At 73.0% G+C, this 12,505-nt stretch carries 9 protein-coding genes; 4 read left to right on the forward strand and 5 right to left on the reverse strand.

Going from position 1 to position 12,505, the window contains the following annotated elements; genetic code table 11:
- Window positions 1–53 precede the first annotated feature (53 nt).
- The gene (locus tag Manayef4_RS10830) at window positions 54–1,691 is read right to left on the reverse strand and encodes an FAD-binding oxidoreductase (protein WP_023841016.1); all 1,638 of its coding nucleotides are present in this window, start codon (window positions 1,689–1,691) and stop codon (window positions 54–56) included.
- 169 nt (window positions 1,692–1,860) lie between these two features.
- On the opposite strand from Manayef4_RS10830, the gene Manayef4_RS10835 reads away from it, so the two are divergent.
- Together Manayef4_RS10835 and Manayef4_RS10840 are read left to right on the forward strand one after the other, a co-directional pair.
- The gene (locus tag Manayef4_RS10835) at window positions 1,861–2,487 is read left to right on the forward strand and encodes a TetR/AcrR family transcriptional regulator (protein ID WP_070131498.1); all 627 of its coding nucleotides are present in this window, start codon (window positions 1,861–1,863) and stop codon (window positions 2,485–2,487) included.
- Entirely contained in the window at window positions 2,484–4,166 is a 1,683-nt protein-coding gene (locus tag Manayef4_RS10840; protein ID WP_070131499.1) for a glycerol-3-phosphate dehydrogenase/oxidase, read from the forward strand. The genes Manayef4_RS10835 and Manayef4_RS10840 overlap by 4 nt, the downstream gene beginning before the upstream one ends.
- A gap of 39 nt (window positions 4,167–4,205) precedes the next feature.
- Here Manayef4_RS10840 and Manayef4_RS10845 read toward each other — a convergent pair whose 3' ends face one another.
- On the reverse strand, window positions 4,206–5,315 hold the full coding sequence (locus Manayef4_RS10845) for an acyl-CoA dehydrogenase family protein (RefSeq protein ID WP_011435392.1): 1,110 nt from the start codon (window positions 5,313–5,315) through the stop codon (window positions 4,206–4,208).
- Window positions 5,316–5,402: 87 nt separating this feature from the next.
- On the reverse strand, window positions 5,403–6,581 hold the full coding sequence (locus tag Manayef4_RS10850) for an acyl-CoA dehydrogenase family protein (RefSeq protein ID WP_070131500.1): 1,179 nt from the start codon (window positions 6,579–6,581) through the stop codon (window positions 5,403–5,405).
- A gap of 261 nt (window positions 6,582–6,842) precedes the next feature.
- Here Manayef4_RS10850 and Manayef4_RS10855 point away from each other — a divergent pair, with 261 nt between their 5' ends.
- Window positions 6,843–8,630: a glycerol-3-phosphate dehydrogenase/oxidase gene (locus Manayef4_RS10855; RefSeq protein WP_070131501.1), complete on the forward strand. Its 1,788-nt coding sequence runs from the start codon at window positions 6,843–6,845 to the stop codon at window positions 8,628–8,630.
- A 79-nt stretch (window positions 8,631–8,709) separates the two neighbouring features.
- On the opposite strand, the gene Manayef4_RS10860 is transcribed toward Manayef4_RS10855, so the two are convergent.
- Entirely contained in the window at window positions 8,710–10,191 is a 1,482-nt protein-coding gene (locus Manayef4_RS10860) for an NAD(P)/FAD-dependent oxidoreductase (protein WP_011435389.1), read from the reverse strand.
- A 294-nt stretch (window positions 10,192–10,485) separates the two neighbouring features.
- Here Manayef4_RS10860 and gnd point away from each other — a divergent pair, with 294 nt between their 5' ends.
- Complete coding sequence (gnd, locus tag Manayef4_RS10865) at window positions 10,486–11,502, forward strand: phosphogluconate dehydrogenase (NAD(+)-dependent, decarboxylating) (RefSeq protein ID WP_070131508.1); 1,017 nt, start codon at window positions 10,486–10,488, stop codon at window positions 11,500–11,502.
- Window positions 11,503–11,576: 74 nt separating this feature from the next.
- On the opposite strand, the gene Manayef4_RS10870 is transcribed toward gnd, so the two are convergent.
- Complete coding sequence (locus tag Manayef4_RS10870; protein ID WP_023841019.1) at window positions 11,577–12,230, reverse strand: L,D-transpeptidase family protein; 654 nt, start codon at window positions 12,228–12,230, stop codon at window positions 11,577–11,579.
- Window positions 12,231–12,505: the final 275 nt, after the last annotated feature.

Consider the following 12,505-nt stretch of genomic DNA (forward strand, 5'->3'; position numbering starts at 1 on the left):
CCCGGGCTCCCCTCGGGTCGACCCGGGTCGACCCGGTGCGCCCGGTAGTGCCCTCAGGCGACGAGAACCCCGGGGTTGAGGATGCCGGCCGGGTCCAGCGTCCGTTTGACCGCCCGGAGCACCTCGACGCCGAGATCGCCGATCTCGGCGTCGAGCCAGGGCCGGTGCTCCGTTCCGACCGCGTGGTGGTGGGTGATCGTGCCGCCCGTGGCGACGACCGCGTCCGTGGCCGCGGCCTTGGCCGCCCGCCAGCTCCCGATCGGGTCGTCGCCCTCGCCGCAGACGACGGTGAAGTAGAGCGAAGCCCCCGTGGCGTAMAGATGAGAAATGTGGCACATGACGACCGGTGCCAGGCCGGCGGCGGCCAGCGTCGTGGTAAGCGCGTCTCGGACGGCCGCGTACAGCCCGGGCAGCGCCGTCCAGAATCCCGCCGTTTCCAGGGTCTCGGCGAAGATGCCCTGGTCCAGCAGCGCGTCGCGCAGGTAGGGCGCCCGGAACCGACCCTGCTCCCAGTCCTGGCCGGCCGCCGCGCCGAGCCGCCTGGCGCCCCCGGCGAGCAGAACAGCGGCGACCGCCGCGGAACGCTGTTCCACCGCGCGATCGTCGCCTTCGTAGCCGGTCACCAGGTAGCAGCCGACGGCGCCGCCCCCGCGCTCGCCGCCCGACCGGGTCGGCCGCGCGAGCCCCGCGACGGTCTCCGTCTCGTCGGACAACCGGCATACCGTCGGCCGCAGGTCGCCGGCGGCGAGTGAACGCAGCAGCCGAGTGCCGGTCGCGAAGTCGGGCACCGACCAGGCCTCGTAGCCGCGCCGGGCCGGCAGCGGCCGGACCCTGACCACGACCTGGGTGATCACCCCGAAGGCGCCCTCGGAGCCGAGTAGCAGCTCCCGCAGGTCCGGTCCAGCAGCCGACGCCGGGGCGCGGCCGAGCTCCCAGCCACCCACCGGCGTGGCCACCCGCAGGCCGACGACCAGTTCGTCGAACCGGCCGTAGCCCCCGGACGCCTGGCCGCTGGACCTGGTCGCCGCGTAGCCACCGATGGTGGCGTACTCCCAGGACTGGGGGACGTGCCCGAGCGTGAGACCGTGCTCGGCCAGCAACGCCTCGGCCCGAGGGCCCCGCAGCCCGGCGCCGAGCTCCGCGGTGCCGGAGTCGGGATCCACCCGGCCGAGCCGGTCCAGCCGGGCGAGGTCGAGGGCGACGACGGCACGGTCGCCACGCTCGGGCGGCGCAAGGCCGCCGACGACCGAGGTACCGCCCCCGAACGGCACGACCACGAGGTGCTCTCTGGTCGCGACCCGCAGCACGCCGAGCACCTCGTCATGATCGGCGGGCCGGATGACCGCGTCGGGCGCGGCGGAGGCGTCCCCGGCCCGCAGGCGCAACAGATCGGTCGTCGAGCGGCCCCGGCAGTGCCGGATGCGCGCGACATCGTCCACCCGGACCTCGCCGTCCCCAACGACCGCCGCGAGCGCGGCCCGGGCCGGATCCGGCAGCCGCGACGCGGGCAGGCGTACCTCGGCGAGCGGGACGGGCGGGCGAGGACGGGCGGGAATGCCGAGCCGAGCCAGCAGCAGGCGGGTGGAATCGGGCAGTGGGTCATGCGCCTCGGCGGGGCCCCAGCCCCACCAGACGGATTCGGCCAGGACGATCTCACAGGCTTTCTCGTGGGCCTCGTCGGTGCTCGTCATCGGCGTGCGTACCGCCTGTCCGATCCGGTGGTGCCTCGGTAGAATCTCCTACGAGACAGTGTGACAGCCAACGTCACATTGTCACAAGGTCTCGTCCTACGATGACACATCCCGCGCGGCGGCGCCGCTCCCCGCGCCCGTGGCGACGGGCGGGAGGAAGGRCTGCCGGATGGCTCTCGCCGGCGAGGAGGCCGTCCTCGACGCGGCCAAGGCGTCCCTGCTGGCGGTCGGGGTCCGGCGGACCACCCTGACCGAGGTAGCGCGCCGCGCCGGAGTGAGCCGAATGACCCTCTATCGACGCTGGCCGGACCTGCGCTCGCTGGTCGGTGATGTGATGACGCGCGAGTGGACCCAGGTTGTGACGGCCGCGTCGGCCATGGCCCAGGCCGGGCCGGACGGCGGGCCTCCGGACGGCGGGCTGGTCGACGATCTCGTCGAGCACATCATCGCGACGGTGGAGGCGTTCCGCACCAACCCGCTCTATCTGCGGATCATCGAGACGGATCCCGAGCTGCTGAYCCCGTACCTGATCGAGCGACGTGGCGCCACCCAACAGATGATCCTGGACCTGCTGACGAGCCAGTTCCGCACCGCCGAGGCGAACGGCGCCGTGCGGCCCGAGGACCCGTCGGCGCTGGCCCTCATGGTCCTGCTCGTCGTGCAGTCCTTCGTCCTGTCCGCCGAGGCCCTCGGCTGCGGTGTCCCCGCGGCGACCCGGACCGCCGAACTGCGCCGGCTCCTGCGCGGCTACCTCGCGCCGGAACCGGTCAAGGAGAGCATTGGGGGATCACCATGACGGTTCTGACGCTCCCGCCGACCACGGCGACCTCGTTGAACGCCGGGCGGCGGGAACGGGAGCTGGCCGCCGTCGCGGCTGGCGGCCCGGTGGACCTGCTGGTGATCGGCGGTGGGGTCACCGGGGCTGGGGTGGCCCTGGACGCCGCCTCCCGCGGCCTGTCCGTCGTCCTCGCCGAGGCGCACGATCTCGCCTTCGGCACGAGCCGATGGAGTTCCAAGCTCGTTCACGGCGGGCTGCGTTACCTGGCCACCGGAGATGTGGCGCTGGCGCGGGAGAGCGCCGTCGAGCGCGACATCCTGATKCGGCACACCGCGCCCCATCTCGTGCGGGCGCTGCCCATGCTCACCCCGCTGACCCCGGGAGTACCGCGGTCGAACGCCGCGCTGGTCCAGGCCGGGGTGTGGCTCGGCGACCTGCTGCGCCGCGGCGCGGGCACGCCCCGCGCGGTCCTGCCCGGCCCACGCCGGCTGACCGCCGTGGAGACGCTCGGGGTGGCTCCCGCGCTCCGGGAAGCCGGACTGCGCGGCGGGGTGCTGCACTGGGACGGCCGGCTCGTCGACGACGCCCGTCTCGTAGTCGCGCTGGCCCGGACCGCAGCCGGATTCGGCGCCCGGATCCTGACCCGGCTGCGGGTGACCGGCCTCGACGGCGGCGGCCTCGACGGCGGACCCCGCGGCCCGAGCCGGCACGGTTGTCGTGGGATCGAGGCGACCGCGGTGGACACCCTCACCGGTACCCGGATCACCCTGCGTGCGCGGACGGTGGTCAACGCCACCGGCGTGTGGGCGCCGGCCCTGGCTCCGGGGATCCGGCTGCGGCCGAGCCGCGGCACCCACCTCGTGCTGCGCTCCACCGTCCTGGCCGGGACCCGCGCGGCGCTGTCCCTGCCGATGCCGGGTGAACGGAACCGGTTCGCGCTGGTGCTGCCCCAGGACGACGGCCGCGTCTACGTCGGGTTGACCGACGTGCCGGTCGAGGAGGTCGTCGACGTCCCGGTGCCCGACGAGGACGAGATCGCGCAGCTGCTGGGCATCGTCTCGAACGTGCTGGCCACCCCCATCGACCCGGCGGACCGGCTGGGCGCCTTCGCCGGCCTGCGCCCACTGCTCGACACCGGCACCGACCACACCGGCACCGACCACACCGGCACCGACCACACCGTCGTTCCCCACAGCGCCGCCACCCGTACCAGCGCCGCCCGCACCGCCGATCTCTCCCGACGGCACCTGGTGCGGACCGACCCGGGCGGCCTGGTCACGGTGGTCGGCGGCAAACTGACGACCTATCGACGGATGGCCGCAGACGCGGTGGACGCCGCCGTCGCGGTGGGCGACCTCGACGCCGGCCCCTGCCGTACCCGGCGACTCGGCCTGGTCGGTGCGGCACCTCGATCGGTCCTCGCCACGGTGGCCGCGCCGCGCCGTCTGGTCGAGCGGTACGGGACGGAGGCACCGAGGGTGCTGGCCCTGGCCGACGGCGACCCCGACCTGCTGGCACCCGTCGCCGAGGGGACGCCGGTCACCGGCGCGGAGCTGCTGTTCGCGGTGCGGGACGAAGGCGCGCTCGACCCGGCGGACCTGCTGGATCGCCGGACGCGCATCGGGCTGGCTCCCGCCGACCGCCGGGCGGCCCTGGGCCCGGCCCGGCAGCTGTTCGACCATACGCTGACGCGCTAAGGACCAGCACCRCTGCGAGTGCTGCGGGATCGGGGGCGGTCAGGGCAATGCGTCGACGGTCAGCACCGCGATGCGCTCCAGATGCGCAGGGGTGTCACCAAAAGCAGGAATCTGGCGTTTGGCCCGCTTGTAAAAGAAGTGCGCGTCATGTTCCCAGGTGTAGCCGATCCCCCCGTGGTACTGGATCATCGCCGCGGTGGCGTCCCCGGCGGCCTGGTTGGCCTTGCTCTTCGCCACCGCGAGCGCCAGCTCCGCGTCGGGCAGGGCAGTGTCGAGCGCGTGCGCCGCGTACAGCACCGCATGCTCGGCCATCGTGACAGCGACATGCAGATCGGCGAGATGGTGCGCGAGCGCCTGGAACGAACCGACCGGCCGGCCGAACTGCACCCGATCGATGTCGTGGGCGACGGTCCGGGTCAGCGCGGCCCGCGCGACACCGACGAGGTCCGCGGCCGTGAGCAGGGCGCCACGACGGACCAGGTCCGCGGCGACCGCGGCGTCGGAGGCCGGCAGCCGGGTCGCGGCCGCGTCGGCCAGAGACAGCGAGGCCAGCCGGGTGGTGCCGTCGAAGCCGCGCTGGGTGGTGACCGTCACCCCCGGGCCACGCGGATCGAGCAGATAGAGCCCGACCCCGGCGGGGCCGACGGCGGCGACCACCACGAGCCCGGCGACCTCGAGATACTCGACGCCGGACGCGACACCGCCCAGCCGACCGCCCGCGGTCGCGCGGACCGCGATGCCGGTATGGTCGTATCCCCCGCCCGGGCCCCGCAGCGCCACGGTGGCCACCAGGTCACCGGCGGCGAGGGGGGCGAGCACCGCCGCCGCCTGGTCCGCCGAGCCGGCGAGCCGCACCGCCTCGCCCGCGAGCACGGTCGGCAGCCAGGGCCCCGGGATCACCCCCGCTCCGAACGCCCGCGCGATGATCTGTGCGTCGAGCAACCCGAGCCCGAGACCGTCGAACCGCGCGGGCACGCACACCGCGAGCCAGCCCTGTTCGCCGATCGCCTTCCACAGCTCGGGGGGGTGCCCGTCACCGTCGGGATCGGTGAAGACCGCGCGGACGGCGGTCAGATCGAAGCGGTCGGCCAGGAAGTCCCGGACGGTGGCGGCGAGCGCGCGCTGCTCGTCGGTGAGGGCGAAGAACACGGGCTCGGACCTCCGGAGGCGGGGCGAGGCGGGATCAGCGAGATGAACAGGCCCGGGCACAGRCACAGGCCCGAATCGCGACCATAATCATGATCCGCGTGGCAGGCCGAGGACCCGCTCCGCGACGATCGTGCGCTGTACCTGCGAGGATCCACCCCAGATGGTGACGGAGCGGGTCCAGAAGCTCTCCTGCCGCAGCGTCGTCAGATCGAGGTCCGCGGTGGGGTGGGTGAGCGCCACATCGGCGCCGAGCAGCGCATCAAAGGTCTCGAACAGGTCCTGGTACGTCTCCGACCACTGCAGTTTGGTGATCGACGACTCGGCCCCCAGGTCACGGCCCTGCTCTACCTGGGTGAGGACGTGCATCGAGTGGTAACGCAGGCATTCGAGCTCGACCATGCGCCGGCCCAGCTCCTGGCGCAGCACCGGGTCGGTGTCGCGCCCGAGCGCCCGGGCGACCCGGACGATCTCGTCGTAGCTGCGCCGGAATCCGGTGTACTGGCTGATCCCGGACGCGCCGCGYTCGAACGACAGCAGAAGCATCGCCGTCGCCCAGCCGTTGCCGATCCCGCCCAGGCACTCCGACGCCGCCACCCGCACGTCGGTGAGGAAGACCTCGCCGAACTCGCTGACGCCGCTCATCTGCCGGATCGGCCGGACCTCCACCCCGGGAGCGTGCATGTCGATGAGCAGCAGCGAGATGCCGTGATGGCGCCGGCTGCCGGGCTCGGTCCGGACCAGGGTGAAGATCTTGTCTCCGCGGTTCGCGAACGTCGTCCAGACCTTCTGCCCGTTGACCACGTACTCGTCCCCGTCGAGTACCCCGGACGTACGCAGCGCCGCGAGGTCGGAGCCCGCGCCGGGTTCCGAGAAGCCCTGGCACCAGATCACCTCGTTGCGCAGCATMGGCCCGAGGATGTCGCGCTTCTGCTCGGGCGTCCCGACCGCCATCACCGTCGGCGCGAGGRAGGCCAGGCCCAGCGTGTTGACCGAGCGCGGCGCCCGGGCGAGCTGCGTCTCCTGGTCGTAGATGGCCCTCATCCCCGGGGTACCGCCCCGGCCGCCGTACTCCACCGGCCAGTCGATCCCGGCGAAGCCCGCGAGCGCCTTGCGCCGCTCCCAGTCCCGCCGCAGGTCGAAGCCCTCGGCCTCCCCCACGCCGGCCCAGAACCCGGGCTCCGTCCAGGCTGCGGGGATGTTCTCGGCGAGCCAGGCCCGCAACTCGGCACGGAACCGTTCCTCGGCCGGCGGGTGGGTCAGGTCCATGCGTTGACCTCCATCTGGTGTTGACCTCCATCTGGTCGCCCATCTGGTCGCCTTACGCGGGATCCCGGGACGGTCGCACTCGCATCCCACCACGCCCCGGCCGGACGTTCACAGACGTTCATGGACGTTCAACGATCCCGCGCCCGGGCGCCGGACACCGGACACCGACAGCCGGCACGATGGGTGGCGAGCCGCCGGAGCGTCCCGGGCGATCACGACGACGGGACGCGAGGACGTTCGCAGGAGAGGAAGCAACTGGCGATGACGCCGACCAGACACGGAACCCCGACCGCCCGACTCGACCAGGTYGGCCGCGCCGAGGCACTGCGCCGGATGGGAGCGGATCCGGTGGATGTGGCCGTGATCGGCGGCGGGGTCACCGGTACGGGGGTGGCGCTGGACGCGGTGACCCGGGGCCTGTCCGTCGCCCTGGTCGAGGCGCGCGACCTCGCCGCCGGCACGTCCAGCCGGTCGAGCAAGCTCATCCACGGCGGGCTGCGGTATCTCGAGCAGCTCAACGCCCCGCTGGTCCGGGAGGCGCTGCGGGAGCGGTCCCTCATGCTGGACACGCTCGCGCCCCATCTGGTCCGGGCCATCCCGTTCCTGCTGCCGTTGACCCGCCACGGTTGGGAACGTGCCTACATCGGCAGTGGTGTGCTGCTCTACGACACCCTCGGGCAGGGGMTGGCCCGCGTCGGGCCGGGCGGCGACGCCACCATGCCCCATCACCGGCACCTGACCCGCAAGGCGGCGCTGCGGGAGTTCCCGTCGCTGCGCCCGGACGCCCTCGTCGGCGCGATCCAGTACTGGGACGGCCAGGTCGACGACGCGCGRCACACCGTGTTCGTCGCGCGGACCGCTGCTCGCTACGGGGCGCTCATCGCGACCAGCGCGCGGGTCACCGGCTTCCTGCGGGAGGGCGACCGGGTCGCCGGCGTGCGGGTGCGTGACCTCGAGTCGGGCGCCGAGATCGAGCTGCGGGCCCGCCAGACGATCAACGCCGCCGGGGTGTGGACCGACGAGATCCAGGCGATGGTAGGCGGGCGTGGCCAGCTGTCGGTCCGAGCCTCCAAGGGAGTGCACATCGTCGTGCCCCGCGACCGCATCCATGGCGTCACCGGCCTGATCCTGCGCACCGAGAAGAGCGTGCTGTTCGTCATCCCGTGGGGCAGCCACTGGATCATCGGCACCACCGRCACCGACTGGAGCCTCGACCTCGCCCATCCGGCGGCCAGCAGCGCCGACATCGACTACCTGCTCGACACGGTCAACCGGGTGCTGCGCACGCCGCTCACGGCGGCGGACATCACCGGGGTGTACGCCGGGCTGCGCCCGCTGCTCGCCGGGGAGTCCGAGGACACCTCGCGGCTGTCCCGCGAGCATGCCGTGGTCAGCCCCGTCTCCGGGCTGACGATGGTCGCCGGCGGGAAGTACACGACCTACCGGGTGATGGCCGCCGACGCCGTCGACGCGGCCGTGCACGGCATGAACCGGGCGGTGCCGCCGTCGTGCACCGAGAAGATCCCGCTGCTCGGCGCGGACGGGTTCCCCGCGCTGTGGAACGCCCGGGAGACCCTCGCCCGCCGCGCGGGGCTGCACGTCGGCTGGATCGAGCACCTCCTGCACCGCTACGGCACCCTCACCGAGGAGCTTCTGGACCTCATCGAGACGCGACCGGATCTCGCCCAGCCGCTGCGCGGGGCATCGACCTACCTGGCCGCGGAGGCGGTGTACGCGGCCTCCCACGAGGGGGCGCTGCACCTGGAGGACGTGCTCACCCGGCGGACCCGCGTCTCGATCGAGACCATCGACCGGGGGGTGGAGGCCGCCGAGCACGTGGCCGATCTCATCGCCCCCGTGCTCGGCTGGGACCAGGTGACCCGCGCCCGCGAGGTCGCGCACTACCTCGCCCGGGTGGAGGCCGAACGGGCCTCGCAGCGGCAAGCCGACGACGCGACCGCCGACGCGGCCCGGCTCGGCGCGCCCGACGTGCGCCGGCTGGGCCGGACGGACCACCGCGCCCCGGCGGYGACCGGCGGACCGTCCTGAAGGCTCGGCCAACCCGATCCGCGGCCCCGCCCAGGCGGTTCGGTGCCGCGGTCCGCGCAACGACGTCCACGGAACGACGTCATCCGTATACCTCCAACAGTCGCAGCCAGACCTCGCTGACTGTCGGGAACGACGGGACCGCGTGCCACAGCCGCTCCAACGGCACCTCTCCGACGATCGCGATCGTGGCCGCGTGCACCATCTCCTGGGTGTCCGGACCGGTGAAGGTCGCTCCCACGAGCACCCGGCGGGCCTCGTCCACGACAATCTTCGACGTGCCCGTGATCTCCTCCCCCCGCACCGACGCGCCGGCCACCGATCCGGTCGGCACGCTCACGGCCCGCACGGCGATCCCGGCCTCCCGCGCGGCCCGCTCGGTCAGTCCGACCGCGCTGACCTGCGGATCGGTGAAGGTCACCCGCGGGACGGCCGCCGGGTCGGCCAGGTCGCGCACGGGAGCGCCGGCGAGGTCCCGGCGGCCGGTGATGACGTCGGCCGCCAGCCGGGCCTGGTACTTGCCCATGTGGGTGAGCAGCGCGCGGCCGCAGACGTCGCCGACCGCGTAGAGCCAGTCCCCCGCCACGCCGACCGCGCGGAGCCGGTCGTCGACCTCGATGAACCGCCCGGGTTGCAGGCCCACGGTCTCCAGGCCCAGGTCGCCGGTCGCCGGGGTGCGCCCGACGGCGACCAGGATCTCGTCGGCGACCACGGCATCGCGGCGCGGCCGCCGCTCAACCGGCTCACCCGGATCCGCCGGATCCGCCGGATCCACCGGCTCCACCGTGACGGTCACCGGCCCGGCCGGGCCATCCGGTCCCGTCCGGGCCCGGCGGACCTCGACCGCCCGGCTTCCGAGCCGCACCGTGATGCCGGCCGCCTCGAAGGCGGCCCGCAACTGCTCGCCGACGAACTCCTCCTCCCGGACGAGCAGCCGGGGTGACCCCTCGATCAAGGTCACCTCCGCGCTACCGAGCCGGCGGAAGGCCTGGGCCAGTTCCACCCCCACGGCGCCGCCGCCGAGCACCACGAGGCGGTGCGGGACCTTCCAGGCGCCGGTCGCGGTCCGGTTGTCCCACGGTTCGGCGTCGGCGAGGCCGGGGATCGGTGGAACAGTGGCCCGCGTCCCGGTGGCCACGACCACGGCTCGGGACGCGGTCAGCACCCGGCGGGTGCCGTCCAGCAGCGTCACCGCGACCCGGCCGGCGGGCCCCGCCAGGCGCCCGGTCCCGCGCACCAACTCGACGCCCTTGTCGACCAGCCAGGGCACCTGGGAGGAATCGGAGTAGTCGCCCACCATCCAGTCTCGCCGGGCGAACGCCGCGGCGGCGTCGACGGGTCCGGTGACCGCCGACGCCGCGCCGGGAACGCGGCGGGCCGCCGCCAGCACCTCCCCCGGCCGCAGGAGGGTTTTGCTCGGGATACAGCCCCAGTAGCTGCACTCCCCGCCGACGAGCTCGCGTTCGACGACGATGACGGACAGACCAGCGTCGGCACAGCGGCCGGCGACGTTCTCGCCCGCGGGCCCGGCGCCGAGCACGATCACGTCCACGTCGGCATCCATGGCCGCCTCCCCTGCCCTACCCGGCTCGCTCACAAGCCCTCCGTCGCTGCTCGTCACAATCTGCCGCTCGATCCACGCCAACTGAAGATCATCGGGAACTTTCGGGGTCCCGGTCCGGACGGTCCGTGGCCGGTCCGGTCCGGCGCGGGCGCCGACTCGGAGACGAGAAGCACGTGCACCACGGACGGGGAAGCACGGATGCAGCACGGAGAATGGCGTCAGGAGCGCCAGGCCGGGCCCGTCCCGGCGACACGCCGGAGCGGGCCATCGAGACGAACCAGCGGAGAGATGAAGATGCAGCTCGGGATGATCGGACTCGGCCGGATGGGTGCCAACCTGGTGCGCCGGCTGATCCGCGGTGGTCACGAATGCGTGGTCTACGACGTCAACCCCGAGGCCGTTAAGGCCCTGGCTGCGGAGGGCGCCACGGAGACACGGAGCCTCGCCGAGTTCGCMGCGGCCCTGCGTCCACCCCGGGCTGCCTGGATCATGGTGCCCGCCGGGCTGACCGGTGAGACCGTCTCGGCCCTGGCCGAGCACTTCGCGCCGGACGACGTGATCATCGACGGCGGCAACTCCTACTACCGGGATGACATCCTGCGTGCCGCGTCGCTCGTCGAGCGGGGCATCCACTACGTCGACGTCGGCACCTCCGGGGGCGTGTTCGGGCTGGAACGCGGCTTCTGTCTGATGATCGGCGGCGAACCGGGGGTCGTGGCCCGCCTGGAGCCGCTGTTCGAGACGATCGCACCCGGCGTCGGCACCATCCCGCGGACCCCGGGCCGGACCGGCGAGATCACCCAGGCCGAGAAGGGATACCTGTACTGCGGCCCGAACGGCGCCGGTCACTTCGTCAAGATGGTGCACAACGGCATCGAGTACGGCATGATGGCCGCCTTCGCCGAGGGGTTCGCGGTGCTCGACAAGGCGAACATCGGCACGACGTCCGCCGAGCACAACGCCGAGACCGCCCCGCTGGGCAACCCGGAGTACTACCAGTACGACCTCGACACCACCGCGATCGCCGAGGTGTGGCGGCGGGGCAGCGTGGTCAGTYCCTGGCTGCTCGACCTCACCGCCGCCGCGCTGCAGGAGGATCCCGGACTCACCGAGTTCAGCGGCCGGGTGTCCGACTCCGGGGAAGGACGTTGGACGGTACTGGCCGCCGTGGAGGAGGGCGTTCCCGCCCATGTGCTGACGGCGTCCCTCTACGAGCGGTTCAGTTCGCGCGGGGAGGGCCTGTTCGCCGACAAGCTGTTGTCGGCGATGCGCAAGCAGTTCGGTGGGCACGCGGAGAAGCCGGCCGGCTGAGCCTCGTCGGCTTCCTTGCCTATCCAGAGGCTTTTGTGCTCGATTTATCTCTCTGGATAGGCAAGGAAAGGGGCTCAGGGGCGCACGTTGTCGGCGCCGAGATCCGCCACGTCTCCCATAACGATCATGGGATGGGCCATCGGGGTCAGCCAACGGAGAATGGCCACGAGGGCGTCCTGTTCCACCGCGATGCAGCCCCGCGTCGGCGATCTGTGGTCGACATGCAGCCAGATGTCCCCGCCGATCTGCGGGCCCAGCGGACGGGTCGGGTCCGACGGCGGATACCCGGGCAGTCGGTTGTAGTCGATGGCGACCACATAGTTGAACGCATCGGGCATCGGCTCGCCCCGCGGACCCGTCGCCCGGTAGAACGACGGGCGATACTCGTAGGGCAGACCGGTGCCCGGATCCGCGAGCTTGCCACCGGCGGCGGTGAGACTGAACACGCCGATCGGGCTGCGCAGATCRCCCTCCCGATGGTCGTACGTCCAGCCATCGGCGCCGTTGCGGCCGATCAGCGGGGCGCCGTAGGTCTTCCAGGCGGAGCCGGGATCGGCCCGTTCCCACAGCGTCACGTTGTTGGTGTTCGCATTCCGGTCGATGCCGCTCACCACGATCACCTGCCGGGCGGCCTGCGGAATCTTCGTCATCATCACCGGTCCGACCCCGGGGATCGCGGTGAGGTCGGAGGCGGGCCCCGCCCTGCCGTCCGCGCCGGTACCGGCCACCCGGCTCGTCCTCACCGGCCCACCCACGCCCGACGGGCGTGCTTCGGAGGTGGGACCGAGCCCGGATGTGCGTCCGAGCCGGGCTGCGCCTCTCGGCCCGGACGGTACGGACACCGACAGGTCATGCGAGGAGTCCGGGTCCGAAGCGGGACTGCTGAGATGAAGTGCGCTGGCCGCCCCCACGACCAACGTCACACCCACCGCGGCGGCACCGACCGCGACCGAGCGACCCCGCGGGGGGCTCGTACGCGTCTCGGTCCGGCGGCGATTCCTGC

The organism is Frankia sp. CgMI4 (assembly GCF_001756285.1).
Lineage (GTDB): Bacteria > Actinomycetota > Actinomycetes > Frankiales > Frankiaceae > Frankia > Frankia casuarinae.